Consider the following 25,446-nt stretch of genomic DNA (forward strand, 5'->3'; position numbering starts at 1 on the left):
TACTTCAATGCTCCGAAAAATGCCGCTTTTTAACGATGTTTTCGGTGAAAACCGTTATTGGATTTCCATATTTGGTCTGCTATGATGAACTCTATGTAATGAATCTTCAATGGAGAGAGGGCTCCTTCATGCGTCCATTTTACAGAAAATACATCTATATGCCTTTTGTAAATCTAAACTTCAGGTCCAAACTATTTCTGGTATTTGTTCTGGTCACCATTATTCCGATGATGCTGTTGGTTTATTTTTCGTTTGAACTCACCAAATCCAAGCTGACCGAGCAGATTTACATCAATATGATGAATTCGACCGCACAGATTACCAAAAACCTGGAAAATAAATTGGACAGCTATGAACATATTTCAGCCTCTATTTATCTGGATAATCGACTAGCCAATTACCTGACGTCTGAATATCAGGATGATCCTTCCTATTTGGATGTCTATAATTATATTGGTAATCGCATAGATACCATCATGGCTGCCTACCCTGATTTTGATAGCGCATTCATATACTCGGACAATCCATCTCTTCCCAAAGATCATTATTACATCAAGCCCATCACGCCTGAGGTTCAAGAGACCGAACTATACCAGAAGCTGCAGCAGTCGTACGGTAATATCATTCACCTCTCCTCCCCGATAACAGAAGAAGGTCCCGCTATGTTTACCCTTGCGAGGCTGCTGAACAATAATAGCAATCAATATCCCTATGGCATGCTGGTATTCCAAATTTCCGAGTCTGTCATCTATTCGTTAATGGAAAAGGAAGCCGGAGGCAAAGACATCTTTATCATGAATGACCAGGGCATTATTTTATCATCTGCAGACAAAAAGTTAATCAATACCCGTCTGCCGGAACTGCTTCAGCAAAACTTCGAAGAATCTCTTTCCGGCAGATTTGACACAACCTATCAGGGGGTTAAGGCACTCGCCGTATATAACACGCTAAAAAATGGCTGGAAGACGGTTTCCATCTTCCCTTATGACAGCATTATCAAGGATGCCAAATCCCTGTCACAGCTCATTATCAAAATTTCTCTCGGCTTTATTGGTGTAGCCCTGTTACTGATCTATATTACCGCTTCGCTGTTCAGCAAACGCATCAGGACGTTAATCCGGATGATTCGGCGGATCGAACGCGGCGACTTTAATCCAACGCATGAAGAACAACTGGGCAGTGATGAGATAGGCCAGCTTCACTTTGCATTTCAGCAAATGACAACCCGTTTGAGAAGTCTTATTACCGAGGTATATCAGAAGGAGCTGCAGAGCAAAGAAGCAGAACTCGATCTTCTGCAAGCCCAGATCAACCCTCATTTTCTGTATAACACGTTGGGCTCGATCTCTTCTCTCGCCATAAAGCATCAAGATCCCCAAATTCAGGAGATGGTCCTGAATCTGGCCAAGTTTTATCGGATATCACTGAACAAAGGTAAAAGCATTCTAACCATTAACGAGGAAGTAAAACTGACCCAGAGTTACAATGCCATACAGCTCATCCGGTTCAAGGGACAGCTGAATTTCATCTATACCATCGATCAAACGATTTTGCCTTACTCCACTGTCAAGCTTGCTCTGCAGCCATTTGTGGAGAATGCGATTATTCATGCCATTTGGAATCAGGAAAGGCCACTGAATATTCACATCAAAGGGGTCGTCGAAAATAATTCAATTATTCTCTCCGTCATAGATGACGGCATGGGCATGTCGCGTGATACCCTTCAATCACTGCTTGAAGACAAACCAGGACGAGGTTATGGGATATCCAACGTAGATCGACGGATTAAGCTGAAATTCGGTGAATATTACGGTGTAAAAGTATACAGCCGACTGGGTGCGGGGACGACCATACAAATCATCCTTCCCCAGAATCAAGTTCAGGTCTGAAATGCACGGTCACGGTCATTGGCAGGAGCAAGCGTGTATGGATAAGTAATACGCGGGTATGGATGCTTCTGCCCTTTTTTGTTATATAAATTGCTCATGAATTCTTCATTGAAATACATAAATAAGGCTGCGAATCACTCCGCAGCCCCCAGAATTACTTCAAAATCAGGTTATAGATGACCTGTGCCGCTTCTGCCCGGGAAGCGATCTCTTTGGGTCCAAACTGCCCCTGCCCTTTCCCTTGAATCAGGCCAAGATTGGCTGCAGTCATTATTGATGCATTTGCCCATGATGAAATCAGATTCATATCCGTGAATGCTGCGTCCTTGGAAACTAGAGGGCTCTGATCCCTGCCCAGGGCATATCCCTTCATCAGCATTACCGCCATTTCCTCCCGAGTAATTGGTTTATCCGGTTCGAACATATTCTGACTTTTGCCGCTTACAATTCCCGCCTTGTACGCGATGGAGATTGGCGAAGCATACCAGCGATCATCCGTTACATCACGAAATTCCACTTCACCTGCCGATGTCAACCCCAGGGAATGTACAAGCATTGAAGTGAATTCGGCTCGCGTAACCGCACGTCCTGGTTCATACAGGTCTCCGCTTGTACCTTCAACAAGCAGCTTGGCCGCCAACTCCTTGATGACGGGGCTCGCCCAGTGGTAGGCAGGGACATCCGTAAAGGTGCGATCCAGCTCCAAAACAGCATATGTGCTGAAGTCGCTGATTTCTCCTGAGAGTACATCAGCTGCATACTCTCCATGAACAAAATCAAGCTCACCATTGTCAGCAATAGCATAAATGCCACCCTGTGTGGGATTAAAACCTTCCATTGCACTTAGACCCAAAACGAATGGTTTTTCAACATTGGAAAGTGTTTCGCTTAAGCCTGATTTACTCTGAACCGATAAGCTAAACTCGTAGATCTCTCCCTTCAGCGATACCTTTGCACGCGACCTGGTCTGCACTCCAGCAATGACTTCATTAGCTCTACTGCCAAGCGAAACCATTCTGAGAGAAATCGTGCTGTCTTCCCGCTGCCCTTCTGGCAGCTTATTTATAAGCTGCTGCAGCACCTCAGCAGGAATGTGGAGACTTAGCTTACCCGATTCCACTGCCAACGCGTAGTTTCCGAGTTGGCGGACAATAGCAGAAGATAACTGCACTTCCTTCGTAACTCCCTTGATCTCCACTACAGCTTTTCCAGACTCCCTGTTGATTTGCAGCATATCTGCCGTGATCGTCAGGGTTGTAGTGACACCTCCTTGGTTCGGGATGTTCCCAGACGTAGTGTTGTTATGATTATTGCCAAGGCTGCCTGAGTTTTCGGGAGTCCCAGGGCTTTCTGGATTTGATGGATTTGATGGGTTCTCAGGGGTATTCGTGTTTTTCGTTAATTTCACCAATCTCGATTCAGCTGGTTCAAGAGCTGCCGACCATGAACCCGAGACGGAAGATACTTCTCCTGACCATAGGTCTGTTAGAGAGTAAGATTGGGAAGCATTCAGTCCGGCGCGTTCGAAGTCAATCGTTCGGGCTGTCGCATTGGTAGCACTGTAATTAAATACGGCAAGGTAATAATCTTCGCCATCCTTGAGCACAAACGTATCTGCAGCATTCGCATTGGTATTGCCTTCAAGCGGCTTAAATGCCTTCCCCTTCAGCGCAACATTCAGAACCTCCGTATTGTTATACAAGGCAGTCATGTATTCCTGAGCTTTTGGATCGTTCACATCATCGGAATCCATCATCACAGTCCCGGCAATTACACCCGAGTTAACCCGGCTGCGGGCTTCGGCCAAACTTGAAGCACTGCTTAATACCAGATGGTCAGGGTCTGTATAGGAATAAATGGTTCCATTTTGCCAGAAGCCATAGGTTAATGAATTCAGCATATACTCTGTCTCATTGATATTGCCGTAGGTATCGCAGGAGATGCGTCTGCTGTGAGCATATTGGCTTGGAAAGATCGGTGCAATGGATACACTAATGAACATTTTTCCGTCCAGCCGGTCTTCAACATAACGCATGCCTTCATTGTACGCCTGGATGCCAGTGGATACTTCTGGATCAACATGTTTTCCTTCCAGAGAGCCGTGAGTCAGAAAATCCAGTTTGATAAAGGTGAACCCGAGATTTTTGAACTTATCCAGGAAGTAATCCATCCGCATTTTGGCTCCCGGATGCGTTACATCCAGTGGATAGGCTCCGTCCAGGGTAGGCAGAGGATTACCCGCATTGTCCTTAAGCACGATATCGCCATACGTATATTGGTTATTGGTGCCTTCAACGGTCTGACTCATATTGTTACCCCAGTACACAAAAGGAGCCCAATAGATCCCTGCTTGCTGACCGTTACCCTTAATTACAGATACAGCCTGTGCAAGCTCTTCATCACTCAAATTGTCCCAGTAGGAATCCATGTTGATAAAGACATTGCCGCTATTGTTGAATTTGTTCAAATTGTTCTTAAAGTAGTTGGAGACATCCACAACGTTCTGGTAAGACAGTGTGCTGCCATACGCTCCCCAGCTATTCCAGCCGACTGGAACGCCTTGCGGAAGCTGCGGATTCAATTTCAGCGGCGGAGTTATAGTTGCATTGGCCTTTCCGTATTCTTCAAGTCCTGTCCGGTAATCACTGAACCCTCCCACCATAATCAGCGGCGAGGACAGCTCCGTGCCAGTCAGACTGCCATGAGGTTGCGTATCCCGGGTAACATCACTCGCAGCCCCTCCATAAACGACAAGCTCATGAAGACGATTAGCAGATCCTTTCCAATCAATACCTGTTTTCCAGGTATCATGGGTCACAGAACCAATTACCAATCCATTGCGTGTTGCGTTATTAAAGATGGCGGTCATTTCATAACTAGTATCTGCGCGGTTCATCGTTTGGGATTTGTAACGTATCCAGGCATCATTGTCAAAAGGCACGGTGAGGACACGATTATCTGCGCTATCCCCAATGTCCACGCCACCCGTATTGGTCACGGTAATCGGGGACATGTAATTGCTCATGATCTCCATTTCGCTAATTGCACTCAGGCTGGTCAGAAAATACGTCTTATCTTCATAGAAACGATAAACCTGCTTCAATGTCGGTTTGCCAGCCGATGTATGAACAAATGCAAGTTCAATTCCTTTGCCGAATTCGTCGTCCAATTCGATCGGTGCACCAGCACTTGCATGACTTTCATAATCTTTGCTCTCCACAAGAGCTTCGCCCAATTTAATACTGCTGTATACACCTCGGAGCTTCTGTCCGTCCGCCCAGCTATAACCGGCAAAGCCTGTTTGGGTATTATAAGATACTTCATAGTGGTCATTGGATACGAGAAATCCGTACGTATAATCCGTTACCGATATTGCTCCATATTGATGCGTATCGCCCGGTGTCCCCAAGTCGTCTTCTTCGCCAGGATTCCCTGGCTCCTCTTCATTGTCTTCCAATCCGACAATGACAATCTTGTCGATGTCAGGGGAGTACCAATTGTTATCATCGATCAGGATTGTGTTACTCCCTGCGTTCAGGGGCAGCGTCACAGCATAACTTCCAACGGTATCCCAATCCGCAGTCTTCGGTGGTTCTTCAAATTGCTTCGCTCCACCATTGGCACTAATATTAAACGGCCGGGGATCACCCGAAATGTAGTAAACGTCGGCTTTATAACTTCCCGACTCGCTCACTGTCACATTGTTGAATTGTAATGAGCTGCCTTGGTACATACCTCCGACCTTCTTGCCTCCTGAAGCAGACGGACTATCCGAGACAGAGGCATTTCCGCTCAGCGCATTTCCGTCCGCCTCGGCTTCATAGCTATTCGTATCGTTCGCCTGGACCATGCCTGCAATCGGACCAATACCTGTCACGAGAGAGAAGCTCAAGAGGAACACAAAGGCTTTTTTCAGGACTCGATTAAACATAACATTCCTCCAAATTCATAATGATTGGGCTATCGCTGTGTTCATACTGTCCATTTAAGCAGTAGTACTCGCTTTTTTGTAATCGCTTTCAAATTACAATAAATGCTCATCCTCCTTCTCTGTTTTTCTATAAACTCTTGTTCCTTGTTCTTTGTTCCTCATTGCCCGCTGTCTGAATTCCTACTATTGGGGCTGAATGATTAGGTTACATGCCTAATTGTAAAAAGAGAAATCGCAATGATCCATATCCCAATTTTACGATTCATATCGGAATGTCTCTTTCATTGATACGAAGGTTCAGATACCGAACGATCAGATTGTTTTTCTATATTCATTTGGCGTAACCCCCTCATTTTTAAGAAAAAGGGAAATGAAATAAGATGTGCTCTCGTAACCCACTCTCTGTGCAATATCATGAATCTTCAGTGAGCCGTCTGCCAGCATCTCCCTAGCTTTATCAAGCCGGATACGAGTCAAATAATCATGGATGGTCATTCCTGTCTTATCTTTGAAAATGGATCGCAAATAGTTTGGCGACAGATAAACCTGCTCAGACAGGCTGTTGATGGTAATGGGGTGATTATAATTTTGATCAATAAGGGTCCGCACCTTATGAATCAGTTTTTCATTCTTGTCCATAAACCGCTCGCCCAGCAGACTCACGGCATTTCCTGCCGCATCCAGGATCAGGCACTCAATCTCATGCAGCGAAAGCGCATTATAAATGGAGTGGTATAGTTCCGCTCGTTGAACCCCCTTCGCAATTGGCTCCTGAACCTGTTCCAGCAATTCATCGACAAGGCCTATGGACCAGTCACATATGATCTTCTTTTTCATTCGCATTGCGGCCAGGGTCTCAAAATATCGGTGCAGCTTCTGTGCCGTCCATTCAAAATCCAGTCGATGAATAGCCTCAAACCACTCCTGCTTATCAAAAGACGGCATATCTTCGCTGTACAATTGAATCGTTACGGCTTCCGCATGAATCATCGTTCCGGTTCCTTCATAAAAACGTTCGCTCAAGATCACACGCATTTGCTCATATAGGCAATGAATATTGGATAATACCATTTCTTGGCCGCCTACAGCAGCAGTCACCGTGAAATCCAGCGCACTTCGCATGGCAGCCGCCAAGTCTTCCCAGGCATAATATCCAGGCTGTTGATCTGCCTCCATAAACAGCCCTGTCTCGCCTTCTTTGTAAGCAACAAAGATAACCTCCAGATTCTTCGCTTTAAAGTAGAAATTCAGATAAGACACCAGCCTGCCGGTGCAATCCTCCAGACTTAGCTGCTCCCCCTCCACCTCAATGGGATCGATGCTGAACAAGGCCAGTGAATAACGCGATGTCGCGGGCAAACGGGTTAACCGGCTAAAATCGGATGCCAGTTCTGCAGCACGAGTCACATCTTTTTCGTAGGACAGCTCCTTCAGAAGGTTGGCTTTGGCCGCCTCTGTGGAACGTCTTTTCATGCCAACTTCCTCACAGCGCTGCTTCACCTTCGATATAACGCTTTCAATTTCACTTGGATCAAGTGGTTTTAGCAAATATCCGACAGCTCCTACATTAAGAGCCGATTTCACATAATGGAATTCATCGTGCCCTGTCAGAAACATCACTTGAATGGAGTCGTACAACTCATGTATTTTTCTAGCCAAATCAATTCCATTCATAATTGGCATCTGAACATCGGTAAGTACAATATCAGGCTGAGTGGCCTCGATCTTCTCCAAGGCCTCCCTGCCATTGCTCGCTGTTCCAATGATGTAGATCCCCATCTCTTCCCAGCGGATATAATCTCTCATCATCTCAAGTCCAAGCTCTTCATCGTCTACAAGAAAAATGCTGTACATCGAAGTCCCTCCCATTTTGATCTGTCTGTGTCTCTATTATATGTTTTTCCCTCCGTTCGACCAGATCGAATTATTATGAAGGTTCTTTTCAGTTTGAAATTATGGTACTAACAACTCCAGCTGAGCGTTGAATTTGTAATTTACTCCCGCTTCGGCATGAAGGGTCGTTCTAAGCCCTCCTCTGCAAACCGTAAATACTCCAGGTGAAAAGGTACGAATTGTAGCGGATATCAGCTCCCCGTTCTCCCAAACTGCATCAACCTCGGCATTGCCTTTGGCTCTTAACCCGGATACCTCTCCCTTACTCCAAGCCTGCGGCAGAGCTGGCAGCAGATGAATCTCGCCTGCATAACTTTGCAGCAGCATTTCCGCAATAACGGCGGTTCCTCCAAAATTTCCATCAATGACAAAAATATTGGTTTCAGCACCGGCAATGCCCGATTTCGAATAGGTCAGCAAATTATCGAAACACAGCCCACTGATTAGGTGGGAGATATGCTTGTAGGCCATCTCTCCGTCACGCAGCCTGGCAAAACCCAGCCCAAACAGGGCCGCCGTAAATTCCACATCCTCCAGTTCTTCCTGCTGCATCCGGTTCTGCATCATCACTCTTGCTGCCGAACCGAGTTCAGGTGTCCGATCCGGTGTAATCTGATGACCTGGATACAAGGCGAATAGATGTGACATATGTCGATGCTCCGGCTGTGCTTCCTCATAATCCTCCAGCCATTCCTGCAGTTGTCCTTTCTTCCCAATCTGCAGGGGCGGCAGCTTGGCAATGGCTTCCTTCAATTTTCGTCCAAGTTCCTCATCCCGATTCAGCAGTTCCACCGACTTCAGGCAAAATTCGAACAGCTCACGTACCAGAATCTGGTCCAATGTCGTTCCCATCGAGAGCTGGTGCACGGTACTGCCAGAATGATCGGGATAGAAATGATTCTCTGGGGAATTGGAAGGACCGGTCACCAGCCAGCCATATTGGGGATGAACACTCATATAGTCCAGATAGAAGGCTGCGGCTTCTTTAAGCACGGGATAGGCCGTTTTCTCCAGAAAAACAAGGTCTTGGCTATATTCATAATGCTCAATCAATTGAGTGGCAAGCCACAGTCCGCCTGTAACATTCAGCCCCCACGAAGTATCCCATCCAGGAAGTGTGAATCCCCAGACGTTGGAGAAGACATGCGCAACCCAGCCTTCGCTTCCATATAAGTTACGAGCCGTTGATCTACCCGCTGCTGCCAGATCTTCAATATATCTCGCCAGCGGTAGATGACTGTCTCCCAGATTCGTAATTTCCGTTGGATAATAGTTCATTTGGGTATTGATGTCCAGGTGATAATCACAGCTCCATCCCATACGACAGGCCTCTCCGTCATTCCATATTCCCTGAAGGTGCAGCGGCAGCGGAGAATTGGCGCGGGAACCGGCAATGGTCAGATACCGGCCGTATTGCAGGAACATCGCGAACAGCTGTGGATCATCGCTTCCGCCCCTCGCGAGCATTCGGATGCGCTGATCCGTTGACAGATCGGCTTTGCTTGCAGTCCCAAGATGAATCCTAACCTTGTCGTACTGCTCGCTGTAGTCCCCGATATGATCCCTTCTCAGCAGGGGATAGCCTTTGTCCACCGCCTTTTCCAGCGTGAGGAGGCTCTCCTTTCTCCACGCCGCTTCAGCACGGCGATAATCGGTGCTGACTGTGAAGTAAATCCAGGCCTCATCCGCTCCAGCGACAGTCAACTTTCCGTTTCCTCCAGTAACCGTACCACCAGACACGACAACCTTCACATAACCTTGGGCCCACACACCGCATTTGCCGTTGCTATGGACATTCTCTGTTGCCTGACCTTTGAATTCCAGTGTGCCATCATTTAGAACGGCGCACTGGAACGATTCCGCGCCTCCCTCCAAGCCGAGCGTAAAAGATACGCCTCCGGAGGCATCACTCCAAACTTTAGAGACAACCAGATCATCGGCATGGGATGCAAAAACCTCACGGTTCAGCGTTGTATGGTTGTTCCTCCAGACTGTCCTCACCAGTGCCTGGTTCAAATCCAGCTCGCGCCGGAAGCTTCCCGCTTCCATGTGGTCCGGGCTCTCCTCGGAAAATTGGATAACAACCTCACATAACCCCAGATTCGTTCCGAAATTTTGCTTATTCGGCTGCAGATACTGCTTGGCAAGACGATCACCTTCATCGTAATTGCCCGCGTAGAAATGACGCCGCATCTCCTCCAGCGTTACTTTTCCTCCTTTAAAAGCAGGCTCCGGGTCTGTTTGCCCTGACCAATAGGTAACCTCACTCATGCTCCACACTTCACGATGTGGTGATGCCATGACAACCGCACCCATCCTCCCGTTACCCAGCGGCAGCCCCTGAGACCAATTCACTGCAGGGGTGGAATACCACAATGTAAAATCGTCCATTTCATACCCTCCTCTTCAAATTGGATAAGCTGTTAATACGTTAAAACAAATAAAACGCGCTGTCTGTATTGAACAAAAGCGCGCAATTATTTGATTCGAGTTGAAGTAACTGTCAGCTTCCTTTAACCGTCAGTCTGAAGATTTTAGACTCTGCTGGTACCAGCGTTACGTTCAGATCGCCGAAGGTTTCCCCTTGTAATCCTTCCCACAGCTCCTCATAACTGTAAACGGTGCTGGCATCAAGTCCGGCTCGTTTCAGAGAAATTGTTTTGTGTACCTCACGTGCAGCATCGAAATTGAAAACAGCCAGATAGAAGCTCTTTTCTTCAAGCAGTTCAAGTACAAACACGTCTGAAGCCCCCTTGCCGCAATCTCCCTCAACCGGACGGAAGGTTCGGCCCAATCGGGCAACATTCATGATTTCGTTGTTTGCAAGCCACGCTTTTGCCCGTTCCCCAGCCTCCGCTTGGCGGAAATCATCTCCGAGCAGTAATACCGTACCGGCAATCACCGAAGCAGTCAGACGGCTTCTCCCTTCCTGCAAGCCAGTCGCTTCCTGGTTGAAGCTCTTGTACAGCACGGAATGATCCGGATCATTGAATCGGTACAGCGTATTATTCATCCACCATCCATAAGTCAGTGAGTTTAATAAATATTCCGTATCCTGAAGCGTGCCGAAGACATCGCAGGAAATGCGGCGACTGTGGGCGAAGGCGTACGGAAACAGCGGTGCAATGGACAGGTTAATGAAGAATGGCCGGCCAATGGCTTCCGGTGAAAGTTTTTGCTGCAAGTAAGACATGCCATAGTGGTAAGCTGCAATCCCTGTCGTGATCTCCGGGTCGTGATGCTGTCCTTCCAATGCACCGTGAGCGAGGAAGTCCAGTTTGATATACTCAAATCCTTCCGATATGAATTTGTTTGCGAACCAGTCGATTCTTAACCGATTCCCTGGATGTGTCGGGTCAATAGCCAAACCGCCATCCACATCCGGCAAAACCTCACCTTCACTGTCCCGCAGCAATATATCCCCGTAGGTATACTGGCCATCCGTTCCTTCCACGACTTGACTGAATTGTTCCGGGCTTCCCCAGAAAGCAAAAGGCGTCCAATACGTTCCAGCTCTGTGTCCGTTTTGCCGCACCCGATCCAATGCATCCTTCATTTCTTCGGGTGTAAAATTGTCCCAGAAGGCATCAAAGTTGATGTACAGGGTGCCTTCATTCTGAAACCCCAAAGGCTGTACTTCCTTTTTCAAAAAATCACTGGTCGACGTATACAAATCGTAGTCCAGTTCACTCATTGCGGCAGACCAACTGTTCCAGCCGACAGGCACTCCGCCTTCCCATGGCAGCGGGGCCTCAATCCAGGTGTTGGTACGGCCGTAAGCTTCGAGTCCCTCCCGGTAGTCTTCGTAAAATCCGATGAATACGAGTGGTGATTCAATTCTCTTTCCCTTCACATAACCGTGAGGCTGAAAATCGCGGGTCAACTCGCTGACGGCACCGCCGTAAAGATCAAGTTCGTCGATGTGCCCGCTCCGTTCGCTTTTGAACCGAATTCCTGTTTTCCATACCTTATGGGTGAGAGAACCCATAATGATTCCACGGCGGCTGTCTGGCTCGAATAATGCTGCAGCTTCATAGCTTTCGACTTCCAGTGGCGGTTTTATCACCGTATATCGGACCCATTTGTCGTTGTCAAAAGGTACCCGCAGAATGCTGAGCTCTTGTTGTTGAGCTTCACCAACGCCAAGTGATATTTGTTTGGATTGAATGACCGCAAAGCGATTCACCTTAATCTCTTCATCACTATCAATGGTGCTCTGTACCAATACAAACGGTAAGGATTCGTATATATAGAAATGTTGTTCCAATCTCGGCAGCATGGATGCCTGATGCAGGATCACCAAATGCACCCCTTTGCCAAAGCCTTCCCGCACAATGGTTTCCTTGCTCTTCAGCTCATGGCTCTGATAATGTTCTGTATTGTACTCCCGACCTTGCCAGCGAAAAGCACTGCGGAAATTCTGAACATGGCCAGAGATACTGTCATTGCATGAAGCTTCACCATTTCCAAGATGAATCTCCAGACTTACCTGGTTATTGCTCAACCGGATCAAAGTTTCATCCTGCTGCTCCACCCGCACTGCTGTATTGCTAGTTAGCATTCAAATGCCTCCTCCATATTGCATGGCTAGTTGGCAGGAGCGGTTATTTTATTCGCCCTCCCAAGTCTGCCCTCATTATAAAGACAGGCCAGGGTGTAATCCATGCACCGATGTTCCGATCCATATCGCGATTTAACACACTTCTTGGCCTTAATGCTGATCGTCCACTGCAACGCTGTATGTCTGACCAGCGGATGTTGGAAATTTTATCGTGAATGCATCGATGCGGATCGTATTCATCAGGTTCCCATTCAAGGTGACGATGAGCGGGACATTACTGCGAAGGGTGCAATCCATACCCAGCAGGGAAGTGATATGTGCTTCCGCGAGCTCTCCCCTGTCCCAACTAAGGCTAACTTCGAATCCACCCCTGGCACGCAGTCCAGCGACGCTGCCCTTCTGCCATGCATCCGGTAGTGCCGGAAGCAATTCAAGGTACGGACGATGAGATTGCAGCAGCATCTCGGCAATGCCGGCGGACGCGGCGAAATTGCCATCGATCTGAAAAGGTGGATGCGCACCAAGCAGATTGGCATATATACCGCCATGGTTGTATTGCTCTGATTCCCCGTCCTTGACCAGACGAAGCATGTTGGAGAGCAGACGCAGGGAATGGTTCCCATCTCCGAAACGACTCCAGAGGGCAACTCGCCACCCCAAACTCCAGCCTGTGCTCTCGTCTCCGCGCCGCTCCAGTGAGGTTCTGGCAGCAGCATACAGCGCCGGTGTTTCCTTCTGGGACAACTGCCGCCCGGGGTATATGCCTACGAGGTGCGAGGTATGCCGGTGATACGTATCCTCGTCTTCAAAATCCTTCGACCATTCCTGCAGTTGTCCATATTTACCGACCTGCAGCGGCTGCAGTCGTTTGCGGACATTCTCCAGTTCCATCCTGAAATCCAGGTCAATACCCAGCCGTTCCGATGCTTCCATGCAATTGGTGAACAACTCCCAGATCAGGGAGATATCCATGGTTGAACCCGAACTGACCGCTGCTACGCCTCTCGGTGTACGAAATTTATGCTCCGGGGAAGTAGAAGGAGAAGTCGTATAACTTCCGCTGCCGTCGTCAATGAGCCAGTCCAGTGCAAACAGTGCAGCCTCCTTCATGACAGGATAGGCAGTTGTCCTCAAATACGCTTCGTTTCCGTTAAAAGCGTAATGCTCCCATAAATGCTGGGTCAGCCATACGCCACCCATCGGCCAATACGCCCAGCCTGGATCACCATCCCCATAATTTCCAACCGGGGCCGTCTGTGCCCAGAGATCCGTATTATGATGCGCCGTCCAGCCACGGGTACCATAGTTGACCCGGGCAGTCTCGGCACCCTTCTTCGCCAGATTGCCGATCATATCCAGCAAGGGTGTATGGCATTCCGCCAAATTGCAGATTTCGGCCGGCCAGTAATTCATCTCGGTGTTAATATTCAATGTATAATTGCTGCTCCAAGGTGGACGGGTAAATGCATTCCATATCCCCTGGAGATTGGCAGCCTGTGTTCCAGGGCGCGAACTGGAGATCAGCAAGTAACGTCCATAATGAAAGAGCAGCTCCACAAGTCCCGGATCTTCAGCTGCATAGGTCGTGATGCGCTGAGTGGTAGACATTCCTTCCGGAGCAAGCGGCGTACCAAGCTGAAGTTTTACTCTGTCAAACAGTGAGCGATAATCCGAAATATGTGAATCTCGCAAGCTTGCATAGGATTGGCTTGTCGCAACGTTCAGAAATGAACCCGCAATGGTCGAGGCGTCTTTCCCTTCCACTCCAGGTATTTTGTCATAACCATTAAAACTCGTAGCCGCACTGAAGTAGAAGGTGGCAGCCGTTGCACCCAACAGATGAATTCCTTGTCCATCCACGGTTACCTGTCCATCCTCCGCTGTCACAGCCAACTGTCCTTCAAAAACCATGCCTTTGCGGTCTCCCGGTTCCCCGTATTTAATGGGATTATCACTTGCAACATAGCTGGGCTCCACATGATCTGGTGCGGTTCCTGACAGAACGAACCGATCACCTTGCACGTGAAGGGTATGCCGAAGCGGGCTGTCCAGCGTGGCATGAACATTCAGTGCCCCTGTCACACTTGCCGTCAGCCGAAGTGCCAGCACCTGATGGGGATAGGAAGCAAACATTTCTCGTTTATACGTAACATTCCCAACCTGGTATTCGAGGCTGTGTAGTGCATTTTCCACATCCAGCATCCGCTTGTAGGAATGATGGATGCTCCCATGCTCGAAACGCAGAAGTAAGTCTCCAAAAGGCAAATACGATTGAGTGTATGGTCCCAGCATCTCTTTCGTCAACGTATCTGCTTCCAGATAACGCTCCTCCTGAATCAGCTTGCGGACCTTCGGCAAAACCTCCTTAGCCCGGGGATTGTTGCCCTCCATAGGGTACCCGGACCATAAGGTGTCTTCATTCAGACTGACTTTCTCCTCCTCCACCCCTCCGAAGATCATGCCTCCCAGACGGCCATTTCCGATGGGAAGTCCTTCGGTCCATACACTGGCGGCTTTATCATATTGAAGTTTCATGTGTTCTCTCCCTTCTCCCCCTTCGTTAGAATGAGTTCCTTTCCTGAATGCAACGACAATGAGGTGCCCGGTCCATCCTGAGCACCTCATTGTCGATCTTCACCTGTTACTTGGACGCCTCATAGGCTTTTTGCAAAATTTCGAGATAACGGTCCAGCTTCAGATTTTCCAAACCTTTTACATACGCATCCCAATCCTTGTTGAGATCCTTGTTGCCTGTGATGAATTGAAGCTGATTTTGTTCGATGTAGTTTCTGATATTGGTTTGCAGCAAACTGGCCTCATCAATCTCGGCCGGATCAATCCACACGGACCAGATCGGGAACAATTCTTCAGGTTCATGTCCTTCGTACAGCAGCGTGGCATCATAAAGTCTGCGCTCATAACCGTCCGAAGCATAGATATCCGTGCCTTGAACAAAGGTATCACGATATTCTTTGGGCATATAGAAATGAGCCATTCCGCTCCAGCCCGCATTACGCGGCGCTTCGCCCTCAGCCATTGGGATTTGTTTAACCATCGGCTTGGAATCCTTGCCCAGTGCCACATCACCCTCTACCGGATCGGTCCAATCGATTCCTTTCATACCGCTTGCCCCGTTCGTTTGACCTTCGGCAGTGAACATGTAGTCAACCATTTTGATCAGGGCGATTTGCGCCTCTTCGCTTGCTTTGTTGGTAATAACGAATTTGGCTCCTGGAGATACGCCGCCTCCGTCATGTGTCGCATAGGATATTCCGCTCGGTCCGGAAATGGGAGGTACAGGGTTATAATGTGCCGAGCGAGTATTTCCAGGATCAATATTCACGAAGATGGCCGGGTGCATGCCCGCACCGACGCCGAGAATTTCCGCATCCGCGTTTTCCCCAATTTTCTTGAAGGCTTCTGCGTTCTGTGTAAAGGCTCCTGGATCAATCAGACCCGCGTCAAACAACGACTTGATGTAGGTCAATCCTTCCTTCCACTCCGGCGTAATGGCTGCGGATTGAACTTTTCCTCCGATCATCTGCAGGTAGTTGCGGTCATCGTCATACACAAATGCATTCATAAGGAAAGGAATGATTCGCACACCGAACTCTTCGATGGAGCCGCTGAGCGGTACTTCATCGGCTTTGCCGTTCCCGTTCGGGTCCTGCGTTTTGAATGCCTGCAGCACATTTTTGAATTCTTCTGTCGTGGTTGGCATCTCCAGGTTAAGCTTTTTCAACCACTCGGTATTCATCCACATCTTGCTCGGGTACGAACAATGGAAACATTCCGTATAGGCAACCAGGCCATAGATATTGCCATCCGGTGCCGTGTTAAGCGTTTTCAAATTCGAATTCTTTTCCATGGTTGCTTTGATGTTGGGAGCATATTGATCAATCAGATCATTCAGGGGCACGAGAACGCCCTGTTTGCCATATTTCAACAGATCCGCTTGTGAGAATTGGTCAATGTAATGAGTAAGCAGGTAGGCATCGGGATAGTCACCACTCGCCAGCGAGATTTGGCGCTTTTCCTTGGCCCCGTCTGACGGATTGATCTGCCAGTTGAATTTGATGTTGAACTTGTCTTCCACAAATTTGGTGAATTGGTTGGTGGGGATATCGATCCCTGATTCCTGTACGGAAAACACGCTGATGTTCACTGGATTATCCCCTGTAGCCGGGTTTCCTGATTCCTGGCTGGACGAGGTGTCACTTGAACATCCGCTCATTACAATCGTGAACGCCATAAGCAGCATGAGTATGGTTATCAGGCTTTTCTTCAAATCGGATCACTCCCTTTAGTAGTTTACCGGGTAAGAAAATGATTCTGTACGTGCAAAGAGGAGAATTAGCCCTTGATGGAACCAACCAGCATTCCCTGTACGAAATGGCGCTGTACAAACGGATATATCACAAGTACAGGTAATGTAGCGACCACAATCAAGGAATATTTTAACAGCTCGGCAAGCTGCTGTCTCTCCACCATTTTCGCCGCATCCATCGCTCCTCCGCTGTTGTTCTGAATAATAATGCTGCGCAGGATCAACTGCAATGGGAACAAGTCGGCCGATTTTAAATAAATAAGGGCATCGAAATAGGCATTCCATTGTCCAACCGCATACATGAGTACCAGCACGGCAATAATCGGTTTGGATAAAGGAAGGACAATACTCCAGATAAAACGCATGTCACTGCAGCCGTCCATCTCACTGGCTTCCAGCAATTCCTCGGGAATGGAGGATTTGAAGAATGAACGGGCAATGATGACTTGCCAGACCCAAATGGCGTTAGGAATCAGCAGTGCCCAGCGGGTGTCGATCAGGTGAAGCTGCTTCACGACCATATACGTGGGAATTAACCCGCCGCTGAAAATCATCGTAAAAGTAATGATCATCATTAAGGCATTCCGGCCAAAAAAGCTTTTGCGTGATAACGGATAGGCGATCATGATGGTCAGGACCACACTGATGATCGTACCAGCCACCGTATAAAAGATGGAGTTACTGTAGCCTGTTAGAATTTCAGGTGTATTGAACAATGCCTTGTAACCACTGAATGAGATATCTACCGGCCAGAGCCATACTCGGCCCGAAGTGACGGCTGCCGGACTGCTTAACGAGCTGCTGATAATAAAAATCAGAGGATAGATGACCGCAAGCACAACGAGGCTGAGCACAATATAGATGGTGATCAGGAACGCTCTGTCGGCGGCAGACTCCTTGATCCTTTTTTGTACAGTTGCTGCCACTCGGGGACCCTCCTTTCCCTACCAGATACTATTGTTGGTCACGCGTTTTGCCAACCCGTTCACGGTAACCAATAAAACGAGATTGATTAACGAGTTGAAAAGCCCAACCGCCGTCGCAAAGCTGTAGTTGGCATTCAGCAGGCCGATGCTATAGACATAGGTTGCGATGATTTCCGAGTTGGCGAGGTTGAGCGGATTCTGAAGCAGGTAGACCTTCTCAAAGCCGATGGCCATGACGTTCCCTACATTGAGAATCAGAATAATGACAATGGTTGGCACTAGACCTGGCAGATCGACGTGCCTGATCTTTTGAAAGCGCGAAGCGCCGTCGACTTTGGCCGCTTCATAGAGCGTCGGATCTATTCCGGCGAGTGCTGCCAAATAAATAACCGCACTGTAACCCGCAGTCTGCCATATATCCGACCAGACATAGATCGATCGGAACATCCCTGGTTCACCCAGGAAATTGACCGATTCAAGCCCAAAGAAATTAAGGGCAATGTTCGCAAAACCAAGCCGCGGTGCCAGAAACAGCATGATGATGGATACCATTACGACCGTCGAGATGAAATAGGGTGCGAAGGATACGAGCTGGACGAATTTTTTGAACTTTGTACTCCGAACCTCATTAATCATGAGTGCCAATATAATTGGAATCGGGAATCCGGCCAGCAATAAATATCCGCTCAATATGATTGTGTTCTTGACCAGCGTCCAAAATAATGGATTTTCAAAAAACAGACGGAAGTTTTGCAAACCAACCCAAGGACTTCCCCATATTCCCTTAATGACGTTATAATCCTTAAAAGCAAGGACCGCATTGATCATCGGGTAATACTTGAAAATAAGAAAAAACAGCACTGGCGGAATAACGAGCAGATGCAATTGCCAGTGCTTCTTCATTTTCTTGCCGGCATTGCTCCATATGCTCGTTCCTTTTCTCTGTGGCAATGACCTGTGATTCACAACGACTTCTTTCTCCAGAACAACCCCCCCCTGACTACAGTCTGTGATGTGCGATGAATGATAGCGCTTTCTGCATGTTGATCATAGCGGATTTGGCTGTCCACTTAACAGGTACACTTGAGCTATAGAGCGTACAGTTATCCCTTTATCGAGGGAACAAACCAGCATCAGAACGGCCATTTCTCCATTTGGACCGCTATAAAGCGCAAAAAAACCGTATTGTTCCGGTAGGGACAACACGGTCGCAGGACATGGATGATTTATTCGTAGTTAGATTGTCTGTACACGCTGGGAGAAATACCGTTCAATCGCTTAAAGGCGCGCCGGAAGGAATGCGAACTGTTGTAGCCAACTCTTGCCGCTATTTCATCGACCGTATAATTACTGTTCTTTAGCAGAATTATCGCCTGATCCATTCGGACTTTAATCAGGTGATCGGAGAAATTAACGCCGGTATACTCCTTGAACAATTGAGAAATGTATTTCTCGGGCCGCTCAACCTGTTCGGCAACACGATACAGCGTAAGCTCGGTATCCGAATACATCTCCGCGGTATATTCTTTGATTTGCTTAATGATCTGACTGTGGATATCCTTCTTCTTGTTTGCAATGAGTCCGCAGAGTTCTTCCATGATTTCGTACAATTCAGACTTGACGGTTTCCAGAGGCTCTGCAGATCCAATCTCGATGACCCGACGTTTGACATTTTCAATGGAATCGTATTCCGTAAACGCTTTTTGATCAAGCAGCTTGATAAAGGTACCCTTCATTTCGCCGATAAGTTGATGCTTCATCTCCATGGACAGCTCCCGCTGCTCCATGTTCTGAATCATGACTGCTTCCACAATTCGCCTGGCTTCTTCAAGCTCCCCGGCCCGGATCGTCGTAATTAGACGCTGCTCTGAATCGAGCGGATAATAATAGGTCGTATTTTCAATCTGGGTTTCACTGTTCCACATCAGGCCTCTTTGGTTCGTATAAATGGCGTATTCCAGCGCCTGATTGGCTTGGTCAAAGGAATGACTGACTTCCGTTACGGAGGTGAAGTGATTACCAAATCCAGACTGGATGGTGATCCGGTATTCATTAAACATAACCTGTGCCAAATGTTCCATGGTCTGTGTAATATCCTCAACTATACGGTCAATGCCAGCCTCCTCCTCCGTGGAAAAAAACAGCGTAGCCACTTTATCCGATCCCCAATCGGTCATCAGTATATCAACGCCAACATCACTCAGAGCCTGCTTTAGCAGCAGCCGGGAAGCGTTCAGCTCATTCAGGACTTCAACGTTGTCCATGCTGCCATAACCGTTAATCTGAACGATGCCTGCATACCCCGTCCCCAGATGCAAACGGATATCCGCCTGTTCAGCAGCGGAAAGAATTTCGTCCCGCGATTTGAATTCGCCAGAGATCAGCCGTTTCAAAAACGCGTCCCTCACGAGTGGAAGCTGGCGATTCAGCTCCGATTCCAGCAGCTTGTTCTTGGTGATCATATCCGCGATATTCCCGCTAAGAAAATCAAACTCGTTCCTGGAAGCTCCTTCATCTCTCCCAAACTGCTCTTTCATCACACTAAGCAGCCGATTAATCGGTGCGCTATGGCGATAGGCCAGTATAAGTCCAACGACCAGGCCGATCAACAGCGTGCCACCTGTAATGAGCATACTCATCTTCTTGATCTTGTTTGCATTTTCCAAAAGCAGATCCCGTGGAATCCCTGCCTGGTAAACCCAACCATTCGTATCGGACCGAGTTGTGATGACTAGATCATTCTCATAAAACTGACTGACCTTGCTCTCATCAAAACCCGGATCGGATGTCATCTTGGCCATCTCTGATACTCCGCTGCCCTTCAGCGCGATGGTGTTTCCCTGCGCATCACTGATGTGAACCCATCCACCATATCGATCCGTCAGACTGGACAGCAGTCCAACAATCATTTTCTCGTCAATGACAACGACGGCGACCGCTGGTGAAGAATTATTGAAGCTGTCCAAAGGCAATGACTGCATATACGTAATGACCGAAGTTTGCTGACCTCTGCTGACATAGGAACTGAGCGGCTTGATCTCACTCCGATGCGTTTGTTCTAATACTTCCTTCATCCACTCCTCCAGCGACAGATCGTTATAATGAAAATCGGCGTAATAATGATTCGGCCTGTAGGAAGAGCCTGGGGTGAGGATCAAATTATAATTGGCCAGATAAATATAATAATTTTGCAGGAAATCATTCGTCTGTCCAAACGTCAGCACATTCTCCATGGCTCGCCATATGCCGTATACATTGGTTTCGTTATCCCTTTCATTCATAAGAACGTTCAGTTCCTGATTAACCGCAAGCTGTCTCGTGAAACCTTCGACTTCAGCCATGCGGCGCTCCAATATTTCTTGGCCCTTCTCAAGCTGGGTAATCCCATTCTCAATGGAAATGGACTGTGTTACGGAAATCGAAGTCAAATAAGACATATAACCACCAATGCTGGGTATAACCAAAATGATTACATACGAAATGAGAAATTTCCGAAAAACACTGGAATTTTTAATGGGTAACCCCCTCCCTTACCGAGGTATTGGTAGCGCTATCATATTCACAGATTATCTCATTTTTTTACTTAGTCAAATGTTTTCTTGGTCATGCAGCAACTGTATTCGTTTTTTTCTCCGCACAACAGCCTCTCTCTTGACTATTTCGTATCATTATAAAGAAGGGGACCACTTGGGTCCCCTTCTCACTTAAGCTATTTCCACACTATTCCACCCATTTTTCCCCGCCATTTGCAGCAGGCTTCGAAACATGATCAGCAGAAGCTTCTTCAATATCTCCGAAAGCCCAATGCGAAGGTAAGACATCCTTCCACTTCGGCTGCGAAACACCAGTAAGCGGACCTCTGCCGAGCGCTCGGTTAATAACGACAACGGCTTCTGCTCGTGTCAACTCAGCATTCGGCCGGAAAGTGCCGTCACGGTAACCCGTCAGGATTCCCAAGCTTTGTGCTCTCAGAATTGCATCCTTTGCCCAATGACTGCCGATATCGCTAAATCCGCTGCCGGGTGTGGCGGGATCCGGATTTAGGCTCACCGCAAGACTTGCCATCTCTGCACGGGTTAATGATTGGTTTGGTTTAAATGTACCATCCTTGTAACCTTTCATAAGTCCCATCTTTGCTACCTTGGCAATGGCCTCTGCTCCCCAATGGGATGAATCCACATCTCTGAATGTTACATCCGATTGTACAGCACTTTTATCATATACCTGGGCTAAAATAGTTGCCATTTCTGCACGCGTGATCTTGTTATTCGGTTTGAACAAACCGTCCTTATATCCGTTAATGTAGGCCTCATGCCGCATCGTCTGATCATCGGTATTCCCCGAAGGTTCCTCTCCCGTTCCTGTTTCAGGAGCTTCCGAAGGAGTTTCCGGAGGCTGTGTGACGGGAGTTGATGGTGCCCCTGGATTGGAAGGTACGGAAGGTCCTGGTGGATTTGTCGGATTCGTTGGCACCCCGTTCCCGGCAGCGATTGTAAATTTCAGTTGATCGGTGAGCATCAGTTCACCAGACTTCTTAACGGCTTTCAGCGTGTGTACACCACTTGTCATTCCCGAGATGCTGTATATCTCCTGCTGATTTTTACGACCTTGGCTGTATGTGCTTACCGTTTGAACCAGGTTTCCGTCGGTATAGATGTCCACTTCTCCCTGCTGCGGCCCGGTAGGTGTAATCATGCTTATGCCGGTTCCTTTGAAGACATACTCAAATGAATCACCATCTACGGTCGAATAATGAATATCGTTGAGATAGTCTCCGTCAAAGACAAAACTAAGTTTCAGCGTGCCGAGAGGCTGCTCGGCAAGATACGATTTTTTCAACGTTACCCGATCACCTGTTACCTCATAATCGGTCCCCATAACCAGCTCTTTTGATCCGTTCATGATCTTGCTGAAACTTTCCGGCTCCTGTAAAAGCGTCACTTCAATATCTGCCTGCGCAGATTCAGCTTTGTCAAAAATGGCGCTCACCGGCTGTATGATATTGGGGATTTCCACTTTTAGAAAATCTAGCAGCATGAACCGTCCGGACTTTTTCACAGCTTTTAGTGTGTGCTGTCCATCCGGTAGTCCAGAAATACTGTACACCTTTTGCTGCGCCAATCGTCCGTCACGGTAAGCACTTACCGTTTCCTTGAATTCACCATCCACGTATATATCCATGTCTCCTTGTGAAGGATCAACTTCCGTAAAAAACTGGATGCCCGTTCCGTGGAATTCATACTCGAAATAATCACCGTTCTGCTCGGCGTAATGCACGTCATCCTAATAGTCACCGAATGCTCTCCCCGTACTGCGTGACCAGTTGCCGCTGTACTTGATGGCGGGATCGTCGTTATTGATCATTGCGAACCGGATTCCCGAAGTATCGCTCACCTTGATAGTCAGTGTCTGCGGATCACCCGAGCTAAATACCACGTTTAGCTCTGTTGTTCCCACTGGCAGCTGCGCGAGGTATTGCTTCTTGATCGTTAACGTGTTATCAACGACCTCGTAGTCATTCTCATCGAGAAGAACCCCGTCATGTTCCACGCCTGTCAATACATTGCCGTTCAAGTTTAACGTGATTTTCAGATCCGCTTGTTGCTCCGCCACCTTGTCGAAGTCTGCTGTAGTTGGACTAATCGTACTGTTCTGCCCACCAGCCTCTTTCTCCTTCGATACCTTGAGCGCATCCAAAAGCATGTACTGGCCTGAATCCTTAACTACCTTCAGTGTATGTGTGCCACTGGGCAGATCCGTTTTGCTGTACAACACCTGCTGAACTTCCCTTTCTCCAGCGGTATAAGCACTTACCTGTTCTGCCACTCCATTATCAAGAATGATGCTCATGTCTCCCTGCTCTCCATGCTTCTCTGTCAGCAGTTCAATGCCTGTACCTGTGAACGTGTACTCCAAATAATCCCCGTCTTGTTCCGTATAATGCACATCGTCATTGTAGTCCCCAAAACCTCTGCCGGAATTCGAGTTCCATGAACCCGTGTATTGGATCTCACTATCGTCATCGTTAACGTAGACCACATCGGTAACCGTGGCATTGTTCCCGGAGACGGAAGACGCAGCTGGTTCATCTGCAGCATTCGAATCGCTCGCCGTACCCGGATTCGTGGGCTCCGTGCCCGTAGAATCCTGAATGACTATACTCAAATCCTGTGCACCTTCTAATTGTTCCTTGCCTCCATTGCGCTTCCAATCCCCGTTATAGCGCATGCCCGTATCATCGTCATTCACAGTTGATGTTCCACTCAGTGCTGTTACTTTCAGCATCCGTGAAGCATGAGGCTCCAATAAACCGCTGCTGAATTCCTCGTTAAATGTACCCAGTTCAGAGTGGCTCCACAGATCACGGACCGATGCGGGGCCTTCCAGGCCAATATCACTCCAGTTGACATTGACCTCAGCACTTCGGTTGCCCAGATTAAACAAGGCTACACTGTAGGTCCCATCTCCATTATTGGCATACCATACCTGCTGCTTCGTATCGATCGAGACCGGATGAGCCGGACGTCCAGCCTGATTAACGGCAATCACTTCATCGTTCGTTAGCAGTTCCAGTCCGTAGCTGTCCAGTCTGGTCATGTCATTTCCTGTATATAAGGGTGCAGAAGAGATCGCCCAGAACGTCATCGCTGTCTTCCGCTCATCCTTGGTGAGCCCATCCATGGAGCCATTGCCAACGTTTAACGAATCAAAGTCGTTCCATCCGCCGGGGCCTGCATCCCGCCACCAAAGCGCTGCGATCGGAAACAGACGTGCAATATTAGCCCACTGCGTCAAACCCACATTACTGTCGTATGCTTCGACATCCCAGTCGATACGCCAGCCATTGGCGTGTTTTTTCCAGAAATCCACGTAGTTGTGATCCAGTGCCCATGAAAGCTCGAACCAGATATTATGTCTTGCCAAAGCTTTGGACCAGGCCTCCACATCTCCTCGTGCATCCCGGCTCAAATTGTTGATTCCCGAACCTGGGGTCACACTGTCGAATTTGACAAAGTTAATGCCCCACTCGCCCAGAAGATCAGCAATGGAATCGATGTATTTCTGAGCACACGGATTCGAGAAATCAATCTTGTAGGTATAGGCATTCCAGGCATCCATCACGGTGAGCGGCTGGTATGCGATGTCCTGCATCCGGCATGCTCCACCCGTCCCGTAGATCTCCAGATTTTTATTGTACGCATCAATGGATAGTCCAGGGATCAGATAGATCCCGATCTTCTGACCATTGTTATGAACATAGTCAATAACCTCCTGGAACCCGTTCGGATACAGCGCAGCGTTAGGGATCGGTCTTCCGTATTCATCATTGTCTCCATTCCAGCCCGCATCAATATTGATATATTCATAGCCATGGGCCTGCAGCTTCTCGCGCATGGCATCCGACTGCTTCTTGATGCTCTCTGCGGATATCCATTTCACTGAAGGGTCATACACCTGCATACTGTAACTGCTCCAGCCCATATACGGTTTCTCGGCCAATATTGCATCCGCCGCTTCAGCCACATGGTCTTTTGTTCCTGTAAAACCAAACTGTACTGCTGCCATGATGAATACCAGAAGAACCATCGCCATCCTTTTCCCTATTTGTTTCAAATCATCCCTACCCCCTCTGAAATGTGAATTCAAGTCATTCATGATAGCGCTTTCCTTACGAGAAGAGAATAGTGGATGTACTATTTCCGGGATAGGTACAATTCGGCATTTTGCGTACATTTCATCTTGATTACGGGGGCAATTCAGCCATAGAACAGACATTTTTCCAAATGGCACTGGGTCTAGATCCAAAGAGAACTTTCCTCCTCGGTCCAATGGAGACAAAACGTGGAAAGAATACGAAAGTTCAGCTGATCCAAACAAAAACACAAAAAAGGTTCCCCGAAGGCGCTAGCCTAACGAGG

12 protein-coding genes are annotated in these 25,446 nt (G+C 48.0%); 1 reads left to right on the plus strand and 11 read right to left on the minus strand.

The features are described from left to right. Window positions 1-128: 128 nt before the first annotated feature. Window positions 129-1,889, plus strand: coding sequence for a cache domain-containing sensor histidine kinase (locus AB3N00_RS08025; RefSeq protein WP_413034075.1), 1,761 nt, complete (start codon window positions 129-131; stop codon window positions 1,887-1,889). Window positions 1,890-2,043: 154 nt separating this feature from the next. Here AB3N00_RS08025 and AB3N00_RS08030 read toward each other — a convergent pair whose 3' ends face one another. The 11 genes from AB3N00_RS08030 to AB3N00_RS08080 form a co-directional block, all read right to left on the minus strand. After that, window positions 2,044-5,820, minus strand: a complete 3,777-nt coding sequence (locus tag AB3N00_RS08030; RefSeq protein WP_413034076.1) for an S-layer homology domain-containing protein — start codon at window positions 5,818-5,820, stop codon at window positions 2,044-2,046. A 312-nt stretch (window positions 5,821-6,132) separates the two neighbouring features. After that, window positions 6,133-7,674 carry a response regulator transcription factor gene (locus tag AB3N00_RS08035; RefSeq protein ID WP_413034077.1) on the minus strand — a complete coding sequence of 514 codons (1,542 nt, stop codon included), beginning with the start codon at window positions 7,672-7,674 and terminating at the stop codon, window positions 6,133-6,135. Between the two features lie 99 nt (window positions 7,675-7,773). Continuing rightward, window positions 7,774-10,104, minus strand: a complete 2,331-nt coding sequence (locus AB3N00_RS08040; RefSeq protein ID WP_413034078.1) for a glycosyl hydrolase family 95 catalytic domain-containing protein — start codon at window positions 10,102-10,104, stop codon at window positions 7,774-7,776. Window positions 10,105-10,216: 112 nt separating this feature from the next. Then, on the minus strand, window positions 10,217-12,274 hold the full coding sequence (locus AB3N00_RS08045) for an alpha-galactosidase (protein ID WP_413034079.1): 2,058 nt from the start codon (window positions 12,272-12,274) through the stop codon (window positions 10,217-10,219). Between the two features lie 150 nt (window positions 12,275-12,424). After that, complete coding sequence (locus AB3N00_RS08050; protein WP_413034080.1) at window positions 12,425-14,809, minus strand: glycosyl hydrolase family 95 catalytic domain-containing protein; 2,385 nt, start codon at window positions 14,807-14,809, stop codon at window positions 12,425-12,427. Window positions 14,810-14,915: 106 nt separating this feature from the next. Continuing rightward, window positions 14,916-16,562 carry an extracellular solute-binding protein gene (locus tag AB3N00_RS08055; protein ID WP_413034081.1) on the minus strand — a complete coding sequence of 549 codons (1,647 nt, stop codon included), beginning with the start codon at window positions 16,560-16,562 and terminating at the stop codon, window positions 14,916-14,918. Window positions 16,563-16,627: 65 nt separating this feature from the next. Beyond that, entirely contained in the window at window positions 16,628-17,527 is a 900-nt protein-coding gene (locus AB3N00_RS08060; RefSeq protein ID WP_413034082.1) for a carbohydrate ABC transporter permease, read from the minus strand. A gap of 18 nt (window positions 17,528-17,545) precedes the next feature. Beyond that, window positions 17,546-18,430: an ABC transporter permease gene (locus AB3N00_RS08065; RefSeq protein ID WP_413035222.1), complete on the minus strand. Its 885-nt coding sequence runs from the start codon at window positions 18,428-18,430 to the stop codon at window positions 17,546-17,548. Window positions 18,431-18,753: 323 nt separating this feature from the next. Further along, entirely contained in the window at window positions 18,754-20,964 is a 2,211-nt protein-coding gene (locus AB3N00_RS08070; RefSeq protein WP_413034083.1) for a helix-turn-helix domain-containing protein, read from the minus strand. Window positions 20,965-21,247: 283 nt separating this feature from the next. Beyond that, a complete protein-coding gene (locus tag AB3N00_RS08075; protein WP_413034084.1) occupies window positions 21,248-22,804 on the minus strand; it encodes an S-layer homology domain-containing protein in 1,557 nt (518 codons plus the stop codon). A 6-nt stretch (window positions 22,805-22,810) separates the two neighbouring features. After that, on the minus strand, window positions 22,811-25,141 hold the full coding sequence (locus AB3N00_RS08080) for a X2-like carbohydrate binding domain-containing protein (protein ID WP_413034085.1): 2,331 nt from the start codon (window positions 25,139-25,141) through the stop codon (window positions 22,811-22,813). Window positions 25,142-25,446: the final 305 nt, after the last annotated feature.

This window comes from Paenibacillus xylanilyticus, assembly GCF_047246825.1.
GTDB classification, from domain to species: Bacteria; Bacillota; Bacilli; order Paenibacillales; family Paenibacillaceae; genus Paenibacillus; species Paenibacillus xylanilyticus_B.